The organism is Nocardia sp. NPDC005998 (assembly GCF_040614395.1).
In the GTDB taxonomy this organism is placed as follows: Bacteria; Actinomycetota; Actinomycetes; order Mycobacteriales; family Mycobacteriaceae; genus Nocardia.
Genome location: NZ_JBEXUI010000004.1, coordinates 85,729 through 104,247 on the forward strand (window position 1 = coordinate 85,729; position 18,519 = coordinate 104,247).

The following is an 18,519-nucleotide window of genomic DNA, read 5'->3' on the forward strand; positions in this document are numbered from 1 at the left end:
GTGCCCCGATCGGCCCTCAGATCGCGCCCGCGCGCGCAGCGGCCAGTGCGGCATCGGCCGCGCGGAGGGTGTCTTGCGTGGTCACCGGTTCGTGAGTGATGAACAGGCGGTAGTAGATCGGCGCCACGGCGAAGCGAATTACCTCCTCGGCGTCGACGGTGTCGGGGAGGTTGCCGCGGGCGATCGCGCGGCGAACGACCTCGGCGGACTGTGTGTGTCGGGCCGCGTAGAAGTGTCGGAGGGCCTCGGCCGCCGTGGAATTCTGCACTGCCGCAGCGATAAACGCACTCGCGACCGGTCCGGCGTCGGGGTCGGCGAATCCGGTGCGCACCAGTTCGGTGATGGCGCGCAGATCGTCGTCGAGTGAGCCGGTATCGGGAATCGGCCACGGCTCGTTCTCCGCGAGTTCGAGGGCGTCGGCGATGAGTCCCTCGGGGCTGCCCCAGCGGCGGTACACGGTGGTCTTGTGCACACCGGAGCGCTGGGCGACGTTATCGACGGTCAGGCCCGAATAACCGTGCAGGGTGAGCTCGGCCAGGGTGGCCTGGCGCACTGCGTCGCGGACGCGGGCGCTCCGGCCGCCGGGGCGTTTCTGCGTCTCCAAAGACAACTCCTGTTGCATTAGTTGGAGGGGTTTGTTAACTTAACGCTACACAAGTAGCGATTGGAGACCCATCTGACCACCCAACTGACTCTGCGCGGCGTATCGAAGTCCTATGGACAACGAGTCGTCCTCGAGTGCGTCACGCTGTCTATCCGGCCCGGCGAGCGGGCGGGCATTGTTGGCGAAAACGGTTCTGGCAAGTCGACTTTGCTGCGGATCCTGGCAGGCATCGAGAGTTTCGATGACGGCGAGCGCACCGTGCGTGCGGCGGGCGGCATCGGACATCTGGCGCAGACGGTGCCCGGCCGCACTGTTGCTGAGGCCATCGATCTGGCGCTGGCCGAGTTGCGTGAGCTCGAGCAGCGGATGTACGAGGCCGCGGAAGCCGAGGATATGGCCGCCTACGGTGAATTGCTCACGGCGTTCGAGGCGCGGGGTGGGTACGAGGCCGACGCTCGGGTCGACAAGTCGATGCACGGACTCGGTCTGGCGCATATCGAACGCGAGCGTGCGTTGTCGAGCCTATCCGGGGGCGAGCAGGCCCGGCTCGGGCTGGCCTGTCTGCTCGCTGCCTCGCCCGAGGTGTTACTGCTGGACGAGCCGACCAATCACCTCGATGCGGCGGCCCTGGTCTGGCTGGAGGAGCGGCTGCGGACGCATGCGGGGACGGTGGTCGTGGTTTCGCACGACCGGACATTCCTGGACCGGATGGCGACCGTGATCGTTGAGGTCGAGGACGGTGGCATCACCCGCTTCGGCGGCGGTTACAGCGGCTTCCTCGCCGAAAAGGCCGCGGCGCGGGCGCGTTGGGAGCAGGCGTATGCCCAATGGCAGGAGGAGATCGCGCGACTCGAGGAGTTCGCGAATACGACGGCACATCGGGTGGCGGTGGGGCGGGCGATGAAGGACAACAACAAGATGGCCTACGACCGCAATGCCGGTCGGGTGCAGAGTTCGGTGGCTTCGCGGGTTCGGCAGACGGCGGAGCGGTTGCGCAGGCTCCGGGATGATCCGGTGCGGCGGCCGCCCGAGCCGTTGCGGTTTCGCGGTAGATTCGGGACCGGACGGACCGCATCGTTCGAGATCGGTGCGCTGACGCTCGGGCCGCGGGATCGGGTGCTCATCCACGGGCCGAACGGTGCTGGCAAGTCGACACTGCTGGACAAGATCTACGACAGTGCGCGTGGCCGCGTCGGATATCTGCGCCAGAATGTGGTTTTCGATCCGGAGCCGACGGTGGCCGAGACCTATGGGCACGGTCGAGCGGCGCTGCTGTCGACCGGACTGTTCCACCGGGACGCGCTCGATACTGCGGTGGGCGCACTGTCGGAGGGGCAGCGGCGCCGGCTGGCGCTGGCCGAACTGCTGGTGGGGGACTACGACCTGCTGCTGCTCGACGAGCCGACCAACCACTTGTCGCTGACCTTGGTCGAGGAATTGGAAGGCGCGCTGCGTGATTACACCGGTGCGCTGGTGATCGTGACGCACGACCGGGCGCTGCGGGCCAGGTTCGCCGGAATACAGATCGGAGTGGAACAGATTGATTGAGCTTTCCGGTGCGCCCTACGGGTTGACGACCGGCCCGGACGGTGCGCTGTGGTTCACACTGGTATCGCAGGGCGCGATCGGGCGTTGTGTCGCAGGCGAAGTCGAGACCATCCAGCTCGATCCGGCCGATGGACAGCCGACCGTCATCGTCACAGGGCCGGATGATGCCCTGTGGTTCACCGAGTTTCGCGGGAATCGGATCGGGCGGGTCACGTCGAGCGGTGAAATCGTTGTTTTCCGAGCGGATTCGCCGTACGGCATCACCACCGGCCCTGATGGCGCGATGTGGTACACCGAACTGCAGGCGAACCGGATCGCCCGCCGCGACCTGAGCGGCGAGGTGACGACCTTTCCGGTCGAAGGCATGCCCTCCATGATCACATCCGGCTCGGACGCGGCCCTGTGGTTCACCCTGAACCAGGGCAACGCCATCGGCCGGATCACCACCGCGGGCACGCTGAGCGTCCACCGGCTGCCCACCGAAGCCGCCATGCCGGTTGGCATTACGGCTGGCCCGGACGGCGCCCTCTGGTTCGTGGAGATCGCCGCGGGCCAGATCGGCCGCATCACCACCGATGGCAAGATCAACGAATACCCGCTTCCGGACCGCGCCGCTCGCCCGCACGCCATCACCACCGGACCCGATGGCGCCCTGTGGTTTACGGAATGGGCGGCCAACCGCCTCGGGCGAATCACCACGACCGGTGAGATCACCGAATACGAACTCCCCGGTGCTGAGCCGCACGGGCTTACCGTGGGTCCCGATGGCGCCATCTGGGTGGCAATGGAATCCGGCGCATTGGTGCGAGTGCCGACCCGTTGAGTCTGCCTGCCTCGGTTCACCGTCGGGGCGGCAAGGGATTCCGTGTGCGCCGACCGCCGCGTCGGAGAAGTCCGTACGGGACAACAGGACTCACCGCAGCCCTCACGGTGTCGTCAGCGCATGTACCACCGCGGTTCCGAAGCTGATGTCGTCCGAGGTCGAGAGGCGAGTGTAGGTGCCTCCGGTGTGCTGGGCAGCGGTTTGCAGGGTTTCGGTGCCATTGCCGTTGATGACGATCACATCGATACGGACCGGGTGGGCGGGGTCGGTGGCGGCGGTCAGGTCGGTGAGCAGCTTGGCTCCGGTAAGGGTGGAGTCGTCGTCGGGGCCATCGGTGATCAGCAGGATCGAATTGGTGCGTCCGGCGGTATATCCCTGGACTGCGGCGCGATAGGCGGCCAGCAGTGCCGGGTAGGCCTGGTCCGGGCGAGAATCGGCGGGCTGCACCGTATCCAGCGCCGTATCGAGTGCGGTGCGCTGCTCGTTGCTCAAGGCCGCGGTGGGAGTTTGGATCTTGTACGGCTTGGTCCCGTCCAGATTCTTGCCGAAGGTCCAGACACCGAGGCCGAAGTCCGGTGGCATCACATTCACCGTGGAGCGTAGGGCGCCGAGGACATTCGAGAGCCGGGTAGTGGATCCATCGGTAGTGCCCATCGAGGACGAGACATCGAGCAGTACCGTGGCCTGCACTCCCAGCACAGGATTGGCCAGGGTGGCACGCACCTTGTCCAGTGCGGTCCGTGACGGCGCGGGTGCGGCGGCCGCCGGGGCCGCGGCGAATCCCGCGGCGGTGAAGGCCGCGGACTGTTGGGGCGCACGCAGGTAGTCGGCGAATATCGACGCGATCAGATTCTGCGTCTTGTCCACCCAGGCTCCCGACATCAGCGCGGCCGGATGATCGGCGACCGGTGCGGTTCCCGCGGGCCGGAATGTGGAAGTGCCACCGAGCGCCTTCAATTGCTGTTCGGTAGCGGCAACCGCATGAACAGTCGAATTCGCACCACCGAGACCGGCCAGCGCGGCCGCGGTATCGGCCGCCTGCGGAGCCTTGGCGGCGAGCCCGGATATCGCGGCGACGACCTGACCGGACTGTGCGGCCTCGTCACTGAGCGGATCGGTACCCGACACCGCCGAGCCGACCGCAGCCGCCGCGGCGAGGGTCGCGTCACCGGAGGGCAGTGCCATCCGCAGTCCACCCCAGCCCGACAGTCCGAGATCGTCGAGCGAACCCTGTTGCAGCCGGGGCAGATCCGCCCAAGTGATCTTGGCCTGTTCGAGTGCGTGCTGTAGCTCATCGGGTACCGCGAGCACGATGGGACTCAGCGCGACGGGTGCCGGAGTGCCCTCGATGAGGCCGGGCATGCGCATGGATTCGATGGAGCGCATCGAATCGGCGATCCACAGTCCGGGCTGCGGTCCGAGCGCGCCGTTCCACGGCTTGCCGGCGGTGAATCCGGCGACGATCGCGGCGGACGGTTGCGGGGTAACCACCACCTTCGCGCAGTGATCGCGCACCTTCGGATCGGTCGCATTGTACCGGTCGGCGGCGGCGCGTACCGGGTCGGCGAGTTCCGGATCGACGGTGACGAACAGCGTCGACGGACCTTCCTTGCACTCGGCCGCGGCCGACTTATCGCGATTCGCCGCGCGATCGCTGAGTTGTAAGAACGCGAAGACCGCCGCGACCAGCAGCAGAACGGCGATCACTGCGATAACCGGACCTTTGCTGACGCCCCGGGACCTGGTTCCGCTGCGATGTGTGCCCACGGGCATCAGTGTATGGTGACGCGTGATTTGCCGTGCCGGTGCTCCCGGTGATGGGTGCATCGGCACGGCGTGACGGGCCGTCGGGACCGATTGCGGGTCGGTCGAGCGAATCGGCCCCGATTAGGGCCGGATCATCCGTCCGCGATCGAACTCGTGTCCGCCCCAAACACCGGACTGTCCGGTGCGCGCGGCGAATTCACCGCAGGCGTGCCGGATCGGGCAACCCGCGCAGACCCCGCGCGCGTATTCGAAGTCCTGCGACGGGTAGGGGAACCACGCCTCGTGATTCGGGTCGCCGCGGCAGGCCGCACGATGCCACTCCCGGGAATCCGAGAGCGGGAGCAGGTCGGTCAGATCGACAACTGCGTTGATCTCCAATTCGACGGTCATTTTGAGCCTTCTCCTTTCTCTCTCGGCTCAGGTGGCGGCCAGCTGCTGCCAGATCCGCTGCTGTCGCTTGGCCATATCGTTGGGCGCCTTCGGCTCCCACAGCAGCCGCATGCCCGCCTCCTCCGGCGTGCGGTCGGCCTTGGTCGAATTGCACGGCGCGCAGGCGGCGATGAGGTTGTTCCAGGTGTTCGGACCACCGCGGCTGCGTGGCCGGATGTGGTCGACGGTGCGTGCCCAGGACGCGCAGTAGCCGCAGCGGTGGTTGTCGCGGCGCAGCGCACCGGCCAATGTCGCGCGGCTGCCGTCGTGTACCTGTGTCACCTGGTCGAGGTAGACATACCGCAGTAAGCGGATCGTCTCCGGCAGCGCGAGCTCGAGGTGCTCGGCCCGAATCGGGAAGTGCGGATCCCGGTCCGCGATCGACTCCGCGGCGCCGTCGATGAGCAGCACCACGGCCCGTTCGGCGTTGATCTCGGTGAGCGCCTCGTAGCTGGCATTGAGCACCAGTACTCGGGTGTGTATCCAGTTGTCGACAGTCAACACCACCGGATCGGTGGCACGGTGGAACGTCATGGGAATCACCATGTTTCGGGGGAGAGCGAGCGAATCGGGAGGAGGCGGCGGTCGGTCAGTTACCGGCCGGGAGGCGGCGGGTTACCCGCTCTACGCGCGCGTCATGTCGACGCTGGCTCGATACGACAATGGTCACGGCCGCCTCCTCCTTTCCGAAGCTCTTCGATCACCCGCGGTATCCGGTGATCATCATCGAAATCCATGGTGGCACAGCATGCCCACCGCTGGCGACGGGTTTTTCAGGCCAGGCCGACCAGCCACTGCCGCAGCCATGCGGTGGCGGTCGCGCCATCGGAATCCACGACGTAGGCGGGGTAGCTCTGGTGCACGAACGAGTTATAGAACCGCTCGAATTCCTGTTTGCGGTCGTTCATTTCCGGATCGGCAAGTTGGTTTTGGATCAGCGGGACCACCCCGGCCGCCGTCAGATCGTCGATGATCACATCCGCCTCCTGCTGATAGCGCCACAGCTGCGCCGGATCGGGATCGGAGGCCTGGGCCAGGAATCCGGCGAAGCGGGTGGCGAAATCGGTGGGTGGTGCGGCGCAGTAGAGGTCGCCGACGGCGCAGATGGTCCTGGTCTTCGGGGTGAGCAGGCCGAAGCCGCCGATGCGCGGACCGCCCGCACCGGCGCCGTCCACCGGCGGACCGACGAGTGCGTCGGTGGGGGAGCGGCGCGGATCGGAGATGAGGCCGACCGCGACGATGCGCTCGGGCTGGATGGGGCTCGAGCCGGTGCCGATTTCGGCGGCGAGATCGCCCGCCGCGTCGGCGCCCTGGCTGTAGCCGATCAGCGCGATCTTCGTCGCACCGCATTGCTGGATCATCGTGGTGACCAGGCCGCGGGCATTATCGATGGCCTGTCGCTTCGAGCGCCCGTAAACATCGGTCTCCCACGGGAATGCGGTCGCCGCATAGGTCACATAGTCGGTGCGGGTGTTACGCGGCAGGCTATCGGTGACGCTCGCGAGCATGCCCTCGCCGGGATTGGCGTCGGAGGTCTCCCAGGTGCCGGGTATCGCCACGACGTAGAGGTCGGGGCATCCTGGCGCGGCTGTGGCCGCACCCGCACTGCCGACCGTGGCCGCCGCACCCACCATGACGGTGCCCGCCACTGCTCCGATCATCTTGCGCATGAACATGGTCCACACCTCGGGGTTGCTGGTTACGAAGCGGCCGATGGGCCGTACGCGACTGCTGCTGTCGCGTCGGAGACAACCGTACGATCTGACCAGGGGTTAATGCGGGAACGACCCAAGGCAAGGCTGGATAATTTTCGCCGAATGCGGCAATGCCGACTGTTAGCTCGATGTGGCGGCGGCTTTCGCAGCCGGTGTGGACCGGGAGATGAAGGAGCCGCGGGCGAGGGTGCGCGGCTCCTTCATCGTGGACCGGGCAGCATCGGTCGCCTGGTCCACGATTGTGGGTTCGACAGACACCAATGGCTTCCCCTCCCACGCATCATTCGTATGAGGATCCATTGAACCCTCTCGACGGGCGTTCGTCCCGCGTTCGGGAATTCCGGCCGAGCGGGTCGGGTCAACCGATCGGTGTATTGCCCAGCAGTACGCGCCCGGTAAACCGGGTCTGCCTGGCCCGCGGCAGCGGATGGAACAGACAGCCGTGGATGTCGCGGTACCACATCTCCAGCGCGCAGGTGCGCGAAAAGCCCGCGCCGCCAACGGTTTCGATGGCTAAGCGGACCGTGTCGACGAGTGCGTCGGCGGCGACGGTCTTGCGGCTGAGGGTGCGCGCGGCGTGCGCGTCGGTATTCTCGAACCGCAGATCGTCCGAATCGGTGAACATGGCGGCGATCAGATCGGCGGCGGTGGTGTGCGCGTTCATCATTTCGCCCGCGAGTTGGAAGGTGTGCGGTTCGGTGCGCTCGGCCACGAGTGCGGCGGTCAACTCGGTCGCGGCGTCGGCGATGCCGAGATAGGCCGCCAGCACCAGTGGCATGGCCGCGCCGATCACCACGTTCAGCACCGGAGGCCACACATCGGCCGGGCGGGTCAGCGACACCGCGGCATCGGGAACGAAGACATCTTCGAAGACCACCGTATGCGATCCGCTGGCGCGCAAACCAATGGTGTCCCAAGTCTTTTCGATGCGCACGCCAGCGGCGTCCAGTGGTATCGCGAAATGCAGCACCTGGGGTCCCTCCGGTGCGTCACCGTGACGGACGCTGGTCACCACCACATTGCCGACCTCGCAACCGCTGGCGGGCGCCTTGCGCGCGCTCACCAGGAAGCCGCCGTCGACGCGCTTTGCCCGGCCGTTGGATTCGACCCAATCCGAGGCGCCGGTGCTGACCAGGATCGCGCCTGCGGCCACCTTGCCGAGTACCGCCGAGGCATCGATGCCGTGGTTGTGCCGCCAGACCTGCGCGGCCACCAGATGGGTGTGCATTGCGAAGGCAACGGCGGTGGACGGGTCGTGGCGGCCGAGTTCGCGCAGGATCTCGCCCATATCGCGGTGCGAAACGCCGCCGCCGCCGAATTCGGTCGGCACGAGCGCGGCGGAGAGTCCGGTGGCGCGCAGCAGGTCGTAGGCCTCGATGGAGATGTCCCCGGTGCGGTCGCGCCGGGCCACATCGGCGCGCAGGGTTTCCCCTACCCGGCGCGTCAGGGTGATCCAGTCGGTGGTGGTGTCGGTGATGTCATGGGCGATAGTTGTCATGTTTCGAAGTTAGAAACCGTCGCGATAACCGAATAGTCCAGAAAGTGGACTCTCCCGGTTCAGAAAATGGACCCCGGTTCGCGAGGTGACCATGACGAGCACGACCGCAGGTTACGGCCAGTACTGTCCGATCTCCCGTGCCCTCGATGTGCTCGGTGAGCGCTGGTCGCTGCTCATCCTGCGCGATCTGCTCATCGGCACGACACGCTTCAACGATCTGGCTCGTGGTCTGCCCGGGCTATCGCGCAGCCTGCTCGCCAAACGGCTGCGCCAATTCGAGCGGGCCGGACTGATCGAGAAGGTCGGCACCGAATACCTGCTCACCGCCGCTGGCCAGGAACTGGAGCCGATCCTGTTCGGCCTCGGCGAATGGGGTGCGCGCTGGACCTTCGGCGAGCCGCGGTCCGATGAGTTGGATGCGGGTCTGCTGGTGTGGTGGATGCACTCGCGGCTGGATACGTCCGCGCTTCCCGGTAAGCGGCAGGTGCTGTGTGTGCGGTTCACCGATGATTTCCACCGCTACTGGATCGTCATAGAATCCGGGGTCCCCTCGGTCTGCGATGCCGATCCCGGTTATCCGATCGACGTCACCATCAGCTCCGATCTCGATTCGCTCTACCAGGTTTGGCTGGGCCGCATCCCGCTTTCGCACGCAATACGAACGGGCCGTGTGATGTTCAGTGGGCCGTCCGCGCTCACCCGGCGGATGCCGTCGGTACTGCGATTGAGTCCCATTGCGGAATATTCGGATCCGTCCGCGGTTGGGGGCCCAGCTACCCGTGCCTCTTGAGGCGCTGCGCGGTCCGCTGTCGGGCCGCCGGACCGTGGCGCCGCCGCGCTGCCGTGTCCAGGGTGGAGCCTCTGTACCCGTCGCGGGCACCGATACCAGCTCGAGTTGAGCGGGTGCGGCAGCGGGCCACGCAGGTTGCGGGGGTGTGGTGCGGCGGTCGACTCCCGGGGGCGTCACCGCCGCCGGTGAGGGTGGCGGACCGTCAGGACCATTGGTAGATGTAGTAGCGGTAGACGCCGTCTTCGCGATCGGCCCACAGCGGGCCCCTGCCGTCGGCGGAGACTTCCCACGTCAACGCCAGACCGGCGTCGTGTTCGGCGGCGGTCTTCGCTTCGTCCAATGTTGTTCGGGTGGTGAGGGTCTCGTCTTCGGTGCCGCAGAACTCGCAGCTGTGCACCTTTCGTACCTCGTAGACGTTCACTCGATCACCTCCGGATAATTCAGGGTAAGCCGCCCGGCTCGATCGGATTGCGGTAGCTCTCGCGTGCTGGTTGTGGGGCGTGGCGATAACGCGCTGCGGCAGTGGGCGATAAACAGCTCGACAAGCTCGTCCGGCCGGGGGGTCGTGCGTGTCGATCGGAGATATCCATCGGGGCACCGCACCGAATACTGTTGCGGCGCTGCCTCGGCCGACAGCACAAGGAAGTGTTTCATGTCGAAACGGACAGCATCGAAACTGATACGGCGGTGCATCCTGCTGTTCATCTGCGGCGTGCTCGCACTCGTCGGATGCACGAACCAGTCCGCAGGCGATCACACACCGATGTCGTCGGCGAACCAGCCCACGAGCAGCCGAACGACAATCGGTCAGCCGCCGACGGGCCAGTCGTCGACCGGCGGCTCGACCGCAACTCGACCTACGACCGGCGGGCCCTCGAGCGGCGAGCCGACGAGCGGCCAACAGATCGCCCCGCCCTGCGTCGACGGCCAGGTTCTCCTGGGCGCGGATCCGATGTCGCCGGGGCTCGGTCACCGTGGCGTCCGCTTGCACTTCTGGGTCCCCACCGCCAGCGGCCCGTGCACGCTCACCGGATACCCCGGCGTCGATACCGGAGCGGGCGGGCCGCTGACGCACGCGACCCGAACCCCGCGTGGCTATCTGGGCGGCCTCCCGAGCGGCGCCGACACCCCGCCCACCGTCGTGCTCGATCGCGATCACAATGCGGAAGCGGTCGTCGAGGGTGTCGCGTTCGACGCCGCGGGGAACCCGTGCCCGACCTACACCGATCTGCAGGTCACCCCGCCGAACACCACCGCGACGGTTCGGCTGGTGACCACGATCGACACCTGCGAACTGCAGGTCCACCCGGTCACTGAGCCGACAGCCTGAGTGGACTACAGGTTCCCGACGATGTGCTCCAGGCGGCGGGCGACGAGTTCGCGTGCCTGTTCGCGCAGCGCTGGGCGGTAACCGCTGGGATACACCGGGTCGCCCGGGGTGTAGTCCTTCAGGACTTCCTTGGCGAGGGTGATCTTGTGCACCTCGGTCGGGCCGTCGGCAATGGCCATGACCTCGGCGTAGTTCATCATGTCGACGAAGGGCAGGTCCTGGCTGACGCCGATGGCGCCGTGCAGATGCAGTGCGCGCTGGGCGATATCGTGCATGACCTTCGGCATGGCGACCTTGATGGCGGCAATGTCCTTGCGCACCTTCAGATAGTCCTGCTCTTTATCGATGCGCCAAGCGGTGCGCAAAACGAGCAGGCGGAACTGTTCCATCTCGATCCAGCTGTCCGCGATGCGTTCCTGAGTCATCTGCAGTCCCGCGAGCGGTCCCTTGCGCATGGGCCGCGAGACGGCACGTTCGGCCATCATGTCGAAGGCCTTGCGTACCAATGCGACTGTGCGCATGGCGTGGTGTACGCGACCGCCACCGAGGCGGGTCTGCGCCACGATGAAGCCCATACCTTCCTGGCCGAGCAGATGGTCGGCGGGCACCCGGACATCGGTGAAGCGCAGGTGCCCCTCGTGCTCGCTGAAGCCGTGTACATGGAAGTTCTTGACGATCTCCAGGCCGGGGGTGTCGGCGGGCACGATGAACATCGACATGCCCTGATACGGGCTGACATCCGGATTCGTGACCACCATGACGATGTGGAAGCTGGCGAACTGCGCGTTCGAGTTGAACCACTTCTCGCCATTGATGACCCAGGAGTCGCCATCGCGCACCGCCCGGGTCTTGAACAGCGTCGGATCCGAGCCGCCGGTCGGTTCGGTCATCACATAACAGGAGCCGATCTCACCGGCCAGCAATGGCGCCAGGTACTTGGCCTTCTGCTCCGGCGTACCGTAATGGGCAAGGATCTCCGCATTACCGGAATCCGGTGCCTGGCAACCGAATACCGACGGTGCCCAGACCGACGTGCCGAGCACCTCGTTGAGCAGCGCGAGTTTCAACTGCCCATATCCGGGGCCGCCGAGTTCGGGTCCCAAATGGCAGGCCCACAGCCCCTGCTCCTTCACCTTCTCTTTCAGCGGCCGCATCAGCGCCATCGCCTCGGTATTGGTGCGGTCATAGGGATTCGGGTAGAGCAGGTCGAGCGGCTCCACCTCACTGCGGACGAACTCCGCCGCCCAGTCGAGTTTGCGCTGATATTCCGGATCGGTTTCGAAATCCCAAGCCATGGTCAGCCTTTCGTTGTCGTGGTCACGATGCCGTCGAGAACGGTGGATGCGAGGATGTCGGCGATCTCGCTGGGGGAGTGGCCGCCGTGCGGGCGATACCAGAAGGTCACCATATTGAGCATGCCGAGCACGCTATTGGTGACCACGTGGTCGTTCATGCGCAGCACGCCCATTGCGTGGCCCGCATCGATGACGCGCTGCCAGCACTCCTGCACCCCGTCGCGCATCTCCTGCAACTCCTCGCCGCGGTCGCCGGTCAGCGCGGTCACATCGCGCAATTGGATGGCGACCTCGCGGCGGTGCTCGATGATCAAGCCGACGTGACTGTGGATCAGCTTGCGCAGCTTGCTGATCGGGTCGTCGGTGCCGCGGGCGATCCGCTGCGCGTCGGTGAGCATCAAGTGGATGTAATCGCGCAGGATCTGCCAGAGGAGTTCTTCCTTGGATCCGATGTGGTAGTACAGCGCGCCGCGCTGCACCCCGGCCCGGTCTCCGATTTCGGCAACGCCAGTGCCGTGGAAACCCTTCTCCGCGAAAAGTTCCACCGCGGCCGCCACGATGCGTCCTCGGGTTGCTTCGGCTGTGGTCTCCGCGGCCGGTGGACGGCCGCGGCGTCGGGGCGAAACCATCTCGGGCCCGCCCGTCTCCCGGCCGCCACCCCCCATCGAATCGCTGCGCGATGCTGGCCCACCCGTCTCCCGGCCGCCACCCCCCATCGAATCGCTGCGCGATGCTGTCATTTTTGGGGATCCAGGACGACTTTGGACACCCCGTCGGCCCGATCGGCGAACATACGGTAGGCGTGTGCCCCCTCCGACATCGGGAACCGGTGTGTGACAACGGCTTCGGGCCGCATCCGGCCGGCGGCGGTGAGCCGCAGCAGCGCGGGCAACTCGTATTGGATCGAGCACAGTCCGATATGGAATTCGAGTTCCTTGACCTGTGCCAGCTGCATATGGAATGGGAAGGCGCGGTTATGGCTGACGCCGACGACGCTGACTCGCCCCCGATGTCCGACCGCGCTGATGGCCAGCTTGATGGTCTCATCCGCACCGACCGCCTCGATCGCGACATCCGCACCGCCGCTCAGCAATTCGCGAATCACGGTCTTGGGCTCATCGGATTCGACCACCTCCGCACCCAATTCGACGGCGCGCTTGCGGCGCTCGGCGACCAGATCCACCCCGAGCACCCGCGACGCACCCATGGCGAACGCCGACTGCACGGCCATCAGCCCGACCGGTCCGAGCCCGATCACCACCACCGTCTCACCGGGTGCGATGCGGGCACGGCGCGCGCCGTACCAGGCGGTCGGCGCATTGTCGGTGAGCACGATCGCGGCCTCGTCGCTGACCGTATCGGGCAGTCGCACCAGATTTCCCTCGGCGTGCGGGACCGCGAGATATTCGGCCTGTGCACCCGCCAGGGATCCACCGAGGCCGTAGCAGGCGTCGACCGGCAGCGGATGCCGTTCGCAGGCCGCCACGATGCCGGCCTTGCACTTCGCACAGCGATTGCAGCCGACCGAGGCGGATACCAGTACCCGGTCACCAAGTGTGAATCCCTGAACATCCGAACCCAATTCGACGATTTCCCCGACCGCCTCGTGCCCGACGCTGTACCCGGTGCCATTGGTGAAGCCGTGCCCGGCGTAGATGTGCAGATCGCTGCCGCAGATCCCGGCCGCGGATACTCGGACAATCGCCGCGTCCCGGCCGGGTAGCACCGGATCGGGTACGTCGGTGTACGAGATCTGTTGCGGGCCAGCGTAAGTCAGTGCCTTCATCGCCATCCTCCGTCCAGGGCCAGGGTGGCGCCGGTGCAATAGGCCGAGGCGTCCGTCGCGAAGAACAGTGCCGCGCCAACGATCTCCTCCGGCTGTCCGACCCGCCTCAGCGCCACATGCCGGGTCAGCTCCGCCCGCAACTCATCGGGCCACGCCTTGGAGATATCCGTGGCAAACGGACCGCACTGGATCGTATTGACCCGCACTGTTGGCCCGAAGCTCTGCGCGAGACCGCCGGTGAGATTGGACAATCCGGCCTTGGCGGCCGCATAGGGGACCGCGAGCGGTTCCGGTCGCACCGCCTCGAGTGAGGAGATATTGATGATCGAGCCGCCACCGGCGGCGGCCATCCGGGTGCCGATCGAGGTCGACAGCCGGAACGGGCCCTTGAGATTGACCGCGATCACCTTGTCGAACATTGCCTCGCTCACCTGGTCCAGGCTCGGATACAGCAGCGACATTCCGGCATTGTTGACCAGCACATCGACCCGGCCGAATTCCGCGTATGCGGCCTCGGTCAGTGCGTCGCACTGGGCCCACTCGCTGACATTGCATGCCACCGGCAGCGCGCGCCGCCCGTATGTGTTCTTCACCTCATCGGCGAGTTCGACGCAGCCGTCGAGTTTGCGGCTGGCGATCACCACATCCGCTCCGGCCGCGGCGAAGGCGCGCACCATCTCCCGGCCGAGTCCCCGGCTGCCGCCGGTGACCAGCACGACCTTGTTCGCTAACGGCTGTTCTGGCAATGCCACGGTGCACTCCATTGGTCCCGGTGCGAATAAATGTTCCAGTCAGTACATTAATTGGACCGACCGATACAATCAAGGGGTCCGGGCGATCCCCATACGACACCCATCGCGACTCGCTGACGAACCGGCATCCAAGGTTCGGCGCGGCGGCAGACAACGGAGCCGCGCGGCGATCGACCCGACGCACCGTCACATCACTACCGACGGGTAACATTGGTTGCGATTTTTCCCACCCGGCTTTCTCAAAAGTGAGGCAGTAGATGACAGAGCGGATTCAGGTCGGCGGGCTCCAGGTGGCGAGCGTTCTCCACGAGTTCATCGAGAACGAGGCGCTCCCCGGAACCGGCGTAGATTCCGCCGCGTTCTGGGCCGGAGCCGAGCAGGTCATCAATGACCTCGCCCCGCGCAACCGCGCCCTGCTGGCCGAACGCGACGAGATCCAGGGCAAGCTCGATGCCTGGCACGCCGAACACCCCGGCGCGAACTACGACAAGGCCGCCTACAAGAGCTTCCTGGGCGATATCGGCTATCTGCGCGCGGCACCGGCCGACTTCAAGATTGCCACCCAGAACGTGGACGCCGAAATCGCCACCACCGCGGGCCCGCAGCTGGTGGTGCCGGTGATGAACGCCCGCTTTGCGATCAATGCCGCGAATGCGCGCTGGGGCTCGCTCTACGACGCGCTCTACGGCACCGACGCCATCTCCGAGGCCGATGGCGGCGAGAAGGGCACCGGCTACAACCCGGTCCGTGGCGGTCGCGTGATCGAATTCGCGCGCAAGTTCCTCGATACTGCGGCCCCGCTGGCCAATGGCTCGCATCTGGCCTCGACGCAATACGCGATCGATGGCGGCAAGCTGGCCGTCACGCTGAGCAACGACGAGGTCACCACCCTGGCCGCCGATGGTGCGGAACTGGTCGGCTACCTGGGTGATCCGGCCTCGCCGACCTCGATCCTGTTGCAGCACAACGGTTTGCACGTCGACATCCAGATCGACCCCGCCTCGCCGATCGGCAAGACCGATCCGGCGGGTGTCAAGGATGTGGTGCTGGAGTCCGCGGTCACCACGATCATGGACTTCGAGGATTCGGTCGCGGCGGTGGACGCCGAGGACAAGGTGCTCTGCTACCACAACTGGCTCGGCCTGATGAAGGGTGAGCTGGCGGAGAAGGTCACCAAGGGCGATAAGACCTTCACCCGCACCATGAACCCGGACCGCGTCTACACCGCGGTCGGCGGCGGTGAACTGGTGCTGCACGGCCGTTCGCTGCTGTTCGTGCGCAATGTCGGTCATCTGATGACCTCCGACGCGATCATCGACGCCGAGGGCAATGAGGTGCCCGAGGGCATCATGGACGGCCTGATCACCTCGCTGATCGCCAAGCACAGCCTGCTCGGCGATACGCAACTGAAGAACAGCCGCACCGGTTCGGTCTACATCGTGAAGCCGAAGATGCACGGCCCCGACGAGGTTGCCTTTACCAACGAGCTGTTCGGCCGGATCGAGGATGTGCTCGGGCTGACCCGCAACACCCTCAAGGTCGGCATCATGGACGAGGAGCGCCGCACCACGGTCAACCTCGCCGCCTGCATCCAGGCCACGTCCGAGCGCGTGGTGTTCATCAACACCGGCTTCCTGGACCGCACCGGCGATGAGATCCACACCTCCATGGAAGCCGGGCCGATGGTCCGCAAGGCCGAGATGAAGACCCAGCAGTGGATCCTGTCCTACGAGGATTGGAACGTCGATACGGGTCTGGCCACCGGCCTGCCCGGCAAGGCGCAGATCGGTAAGGGCATGTGGGCCATGCCAGATCTGATGCACGACATGCTCGAGCAGAAGATCGGCCACCCGCGCGCTGGCGCCAATACCGCGTGGGTGCCCTCGCCGACCGCCGCCACCCTGCACGCGACGCACTACCACCAGGTCGACGTGTTCGAGCGGCAGCAGGAGATCGCCGCCGGTGGCCGCCGCGCCACCGTCGACCAGATCCTGGAGATCCCGCTCGCGGCGAATCCGAACTGGACAGCCGAGGAGAAGCAGCAGGAGTTGGACAATAACTCCCAGGGCATTCTCGGCTACGTGGTGCGCTGGATCGACCAGGGTGTCGGCTGCTCCAAGGTGCCCGATATCCGCGATATCGGTCTCATGGAAGACCGCGCGACCCTGCGTATTTCGAGCCAGCTGATGGCGAACTGGCTGCGCCACGGTGTGGTTACCGCCGATGAGGTGGTGGCCAGCATGGAGCGGATGGCGCCGGTGGTCGACAAGCAGAATGCGGGCGACCCGAACTACCGGCCGATGGCGCCGGACTTCGCCAGCAGCATTGCGTTCCAGGCCGCGAAGGAGCTGGTGCTCGAAGGCACCAAGCAGCCCAACGGCTACACCGAGCCGATCCTGCACCGGCGTCGGCGCGAGGCCAAGGCGCTGGCTTGCGTGTAAGTCGCTGCGCGTCCGAATAACTCGTGAATCCCCTGCTCCGGCACTCGCCGGGCAGGGGATTCCTTTACCACATGGGCGGCCCCCGGCGAGGCAGCCGACCGGTTTCGGCTCAGATAACGGTCCGTTACCCTGGGCGCTGCATGGATAGTCGGACGTGAGGAAGTTTTATGGGAAGCGTTGTCCTTGATGTGGTCGCCCTGCTCGTCAATCGTGTAGCGCAGTTCTGGAACTGGATGGCCACCGGTTCGGCCGGTTTCCCGCCGCTGTAATCGGCGAACTGACATCTTGTGCGACCAACCCCCGGTCATGGCTCCACAGCGGATGCCGCGGCCGGGGGTTTTCCCTTTGCCCGGGGATGACCTCTGGGCCGCCGCGCCGATTCCCTTCGGGAATGCGGACCGCCGACGTATCTTCTTGACATGAGCAGCGGCGGCCCCGGACGGATACCGCTCTGGTTCGAGCTCTGGATGGGCGTCATCACCACCGTTATCGCGCTACTCTGCGTGGCGCTGTGCTGGGAGATCGCCGCGCAGGGCAGCTTCCCGACCAAAGTGCTGCTGTGGGTGGGGCTTTCGGTCGTCGGCGGGGTCGCCGTGTGCTTCGGGATCCTGGGCCTGATCCGCTACCACGCCATCCTCGTCAGCCTGGCCGCCCCGATCCTCATCGCCACCCTCGCCGCCCTTGTCTGGTACGAGGTCCCCGAATCCGCAGGTTGGCGCCTGTCTCGCCCCATCCTGGAGGACCAGGCCGCCGCCTGCGCCAACCCCGGCCACCGCACCCGCCTCGGCATCTACGCCGTCACCTATATCACCCGCCGCGACGGCGGCTGCCTGTTCTACATCGCCGGCGGAGCGACGAATTCCGAGGGCCTCGCCTACTTCCCGGACAGCGCCCCCAGTATCGGCCCACCCGGACCGGGTGCGATCGGCTACGAACCCTTCCACGGTCCGTGGTACCGCTTCGTCGAAAACACCTGACAGTTACCTGTGTCGGTTCAGGATTTCGGTGCGATCCAGAGGGCTTCGGCCAGGGCGCAGGGGTCGCCGGACGGGGTGGCGAGGGCGATGCCGACGGTGTGTTTGCGGCCCTGATGGGTGATGGGCCAGGCGTAGGAGATGTAAGGGGAGTCGGGGTAGATGGGGTGGAGTTGGGTCGCGGTGAGGGCGGCGGTTACTCCGCCCATGCGCATGCCCTGTTTGCGGATGGCGGCCCAGCCGCCCGGGCAGTCGAGGGCGGACCAGACGACTTCCGGTGGGAGCTGGCCGGATTCGTCGGCGAGCCCGGCGTCGGGGGTCCAAGCGGCGATAATGAGGTCGTGCTCCGGTGTGTCCCAGGTGAGTAGGCGCAGGCCGCGGCCGGGTGCGCAGGCTGCGCCGCAGCCGTAGCAGTCGGTGATGCGGCGCGAGACCATGGCCGCGTCGGTGACCGCCTTGGCCTCGGCCCAGGTCGGCGCGGGCGGGGGATCGATGGTGAGCACCGCTGGTGTGGATTCGGCGAGCAGTGCGCCGTCGGCGTCGGTCAGCGTGTGGCCACCGGATCTGGTGGGTCGCAATGACATCGGGGCCTCGAGCGGGACCTTGGCGCGGAAGTCGACACGCACCTCGGCGGCCTCGCAGCGCCCGGCGAGCAGACCCGCCACATATCCGCCGAAGGCAACGTCGGGATACCCGTGCACGTGTTCGGGGACGGTGACTGCCTCGGTCCGGATCACGTGTCGCTCAGCCCTTCCTGTGCTGTCGAT

The 18,519-nt window shown here is 66.3% G+C and carries 18 protein-coding genes; 6 read left to right on the forward strand and 12 right to left on the reverse strand.

The annotated features are described in order from the left end of the window. Positions 1–16: 16 nt before the first annotated feature. Complete coding sequence (locus ABZ293_RS08785) at positions 17–604, reverse strand: TetR/AcrR family transcriptional regulator (RefSeq protein WP_355178705.1); 588 nt, start codon at positions 602–604, stop codon at positions 17–19. Positions 605–664: 60 nt separating this feature from the next. Here ABZ293_RS08785 and ABZ293_RS08790 point away from each other — a divergent pair, with 60 nt between their 5' ends. Continuing rightward, positions 665–2,152 (forward strand): ABC-F family ATP-binding cassette domain-containing protein, encoded by a 1,488-nt coding sequence (locus ABZ293_RS08790; protein ID WP_355178707.1) that lies wholly within the window; start codon positions 665–667, stop codon positions 2,150–2,152. Further along, positions 2,145–2,975 carry a virginiamycin B lyase gene (locus ABZ293_RS08795; RefSeq protein WP_355178709.1) on the forward strand — a complete coding sequence of 277 codons (831 nt, stop codon included), beginning with the start codon at positions 2,145–2,147 and terminating at the stop codon, positions 2,973–2,975. Before ABZ293_RS08790 ends, ABZ293_RS08795 begins: the two co-directional genes overlap by 8 nt. 102 nt (positions 2,976–3,077) lie before the next feature. Here the strand turns inward: ABZ293_RS08795 and ABZ293_RS08800 are convergent, their stop codons facing one another. From ABZ293_RS08800 to ABZ293_RS08820, 5 genes are all read right to left on the reverse strand, one after another. Continuing rightward, positions 3,078–4,742, reverse strand: coding sequence for a VWA domain-containing protein (locus ABZ293_RS08800; RefSeq protein ID WP_355178711.1), 1,665 nt, complete (start codon positions 4,740–4,742; stop codon positions 3,078–3,080). A 120-nt stretch (positions 4,743–4,862) separates the two neighbouring features. After that, positions 4,863–5,132 carry a WhiB family transcriptional regulator gene (locus ABZ293_RS08805; RefSeq protein ID WP_355178713.1) on the reverse strand — a complete coding sequence of 90 codons (270 nt, stop codon included), beginning with the start codon at positions 5,130–5,132 and terminating at the stop codon, positions 4,863–4,865. Between the two features lie 27 nt (positions 5,133–5,159). Beyond that, positions 5,160–5,705 carry an HNH endonuclease gene (locus ABZ293_RS08810; protein ID WP_355178715.1) on the reverse strand — a complete coding sequence of 182 codons (546 nt, stop codon included), beginning with the start codon at positions 5,703–5,705 and terminating at the stop codon, positions 5,160–5,162. Between the two features lie 239 nt (positions 5,706–5,944). Then, on the reverse strand, positions 5,945–6,841 hold the full coding sequence (locus ABZ293_RS08815; RefSeq protein WP_355179110.1) for a cutinase family protein: 897 nt from the start codon (positions 6,839–6,841) through the stop codon (positions 5,945–5,947). A gap of 403 nt (positions 6,842–7,244) precedes the next feature. Next, the gene (locus ABZ293_RS08820) at positions 7,245–8,384 is read right to left on the reverse strand and encodes an acyl-CoA dehydrogenase family protein (protein ID WP_355178717.1); all 1,140 of its coding nucleotides are present in this window, start codon (positions 8,382–8,384) and stop codon (positions 7,245–7,247) included. A 91-nt stretch (positions 8,385–8,475) separates the two neighbouring features. Between ABZ293_RS08820 and ABZ293_RS08825 the strand changes: the two genes are divergently transcribed. Then, positions 8,476–9,174 (forward strand): winged helix-turn-helix transcriptional regulator, encoded by a 699-nt coding sequence (locus tag ABZ293_RS08825; RefSeq protein WP_355178719.1) that lies wholly within the window; start codon positions 8,476–8,478, stop codon positions 9,172–9,174. A 202-nt stretch (positions 9,175–9,376) separates the two neighbouring features. Here ABZ293_RS08825 and ABZ293_RS08830 read toward each other — a convergent pair whose 3' ends face one another. Further along, complete coding sequence (locus ABZ293_RS08830) at positions 9,377–9,595, reverse strand: hypothetical protein (protein ID WP_355178721.1); 219 nt, start codon at positions 9,593–9,595, stop codon at positions 9,377–9,379. A gap of 231 nt (positions 9,596–9,826) precedes the next feature. On the opposite strand from ABZ293_RS08830, the gene ABZ293_RS08835 reads away from it, so the two are divergent. Beyond that, entirely contained in the window at positions 9,827–10,504 is a 678-nt protein-coding gene (locus ABZ293_RS08835; RefSeq protein WP_355178723.1) for a DUF4232 domain-containing protein, read from the forward strand. Between the two features lie 5 nt (positions 10,505–10,509). Here ABZ293_RS08835 and ABZ293_RS08840 read toward each other — a convergent pair whose 3' ends face one another. The 4 genes from ABZ293_RS08840 to ABZ293_RS08855 form a co-directional block, all read right to left on the reverse strand. After that, positions 10,510–11,799: an acyl-CoA dehydrogenase family protein gene (locus ABZ293_RS08840; RefSeq protein WP_355178725.1), complete on the reverse strand. Its 1,290-nt coding sequence runs from the start codon at positions 11,797–11,799 to the stop codon at positions 10,510–10,512. Positions 11,800–11,801: 2 nt separating this feature from the next. Next, positions 11,802–12,428 (reverse strand): TetR/AcrR family transcriptional regulator, encoded by a 627-nt coding sequence (locus ABZ293_RS08845; protein ID WP_355179111.1) that lies wholly within the window; start codon positions 12,426–12,428, stop codon positions 11,802–11,804. A 107-nt stretch (positions 12,429–12,535) separates the two neighbouring features. Next, a complete protein-coding gene (locus ABZ293_RS08850) occupies positions 12,536–13,585 on the reverse strand; it encodes an alcohol dehydrogenase catalytic domain-containing protein (RefSeq protein WP_355178727.1) in 1,050 nt (349 codons plus the stop codon). After that, positions 13,582–14,331: a glucose 1-dehydrogenase gene (locus ABZ293_RS08855; RefSeq protein ID WP_354956537.1), complete on the reverse strand. Its 750-nt coding sequence runs from the start codon at positions 14,329–14,331 to the stop codon at positions 13,582–13,584. Before ABZ293_RS08855 ends, ABZ293_RS08850 begins: the two co-directional genes overlap by 4 nt. A 263-nt stretch (positions 14,332–14,594) precedes the next feature. Here ABZ293_RS08855 and ABZ293_RS08860 point away from each other — a divergent pair, with 263 nt between their 5' ends. After that, positions 14,595–16,778 carry a malate synthase G gene (locus tag ABZ293_RS08860; RefSeq protein WP_355178729.1) on the forward strand — a complete coding sequence of 728 codons (2,184 nt, stop codon included), beginning with the start codon at positions 14,595–14,597 and terminating at the stop codon, positions 16,776–16,778. A gap of 419 nt (positions 16,779–17,197) precedes the next feature. Then, positions 17,198–17,755, forward strand: coding sequence for a hypothetical protein (locus ABZ293_RS08865; protein WP_355178731.1), 558 nt, complete (start codon positions 17,198–17,200; stop codon positions 17,753–17,755). A gap of 17 nt (positions 17,756–17,772) precedes the next feature. Here ABZ293_RS08865 and ABZ293_RS08870 read toward each other — a convergent pair whose 3' ends face one another. Continuing rightward, positions 17,773–18,489 (reverse strand): hypothetical protein, encoded by a 717-nt coding sequence (locus ABZ293_RS08870; RefSeq protein ID WP_355178733.1) that lies wholly within the window; start codon positions 18,487–18,489, stop codon positions 17,773–17,775. Positions 18,490–18,519 lie beyond the last annotated feature (30 nt).

Bases quoted from the DNA above. Each gene is read 5' to 3' on its own strand.
- ABZ293_RS08805 (WP_355178713.1), bottom strand. From the start codon at position 5,132: ATGACCGTCGAATTGGAGATCAACGCAGTTGTCGATCTGACCGACCTG.
- ABZ293_RS08810 (WP_355178715.1), bottom strand. From the start codon at position 5,705: ATGACGTTCCACCGTGCCACCGATCCGGTGGTGTTGACTGTCGACAAC.
- ABZ293_RS08815 (WP_355179110.1), bottom strand. From the start codon at position 6,841: ATGCGCAAGATGATCGGAGCAGTGGCGGGCACCGTCATGGTGGGTGCG.
- ABZ293_RS08820 (WP_355178717.1), bottom strand. From the start codon at position 8,384: ATGACAACTATCGCCCATGACATCACCGACACCACCACCGACTGGATC.
- ABZ293_RS08825 (WP_355178719.1), top strand. From the start codon at position 8,476: ATGACGAGCACGACCGCAGGTTACGGCCAGTACTGTCCGATCTCCCGT.
- ABZ293_RS08835 (WP_355178723.1), top strand. From the start codon at position 9,827: ATGTCGAAACGGACAGCATCGAAACTGATACGGCGGTGCATCCTGCTG.
- ABZ293_RS08840 (WP_355178725.1), bottom strand. From the start codon at position 11,799: ATGGCTTGGGATTTCGAAACCGATCCGGAATATCAGCGCAAACTCGAC.
- ABZ293_RS08845 (WP_355179111.1), bottom strand. From the start codon at position 12,428: ATGGTTTCGCCCCGACGCCGCGGCCGTCCACCGGCCGCGGAGACCACA.
- ABZ293_RS08850 (WP_355178727.1), bottom strand. From the start codon at position 13,585: ATGAAGGCACTGACTTACGCTGGCCCGCAACAGATCTCGTACACCGAC.
- ABZ293_RS08860 (WP_355178729.1), top strand. From the start codon at position 14,595: ATGACAGAGCGGATTCAGGTCGGCGGGCTCCAGGTGGCGAGCGTTCTC.
- ABZ293_RS08865 (WP_355178731.1), top strand. From the start codon at position 17,198: ATGAGCAGCGGCGGCCCCGGACGGATACCGCTCTGGTTCGAGCTCTGG.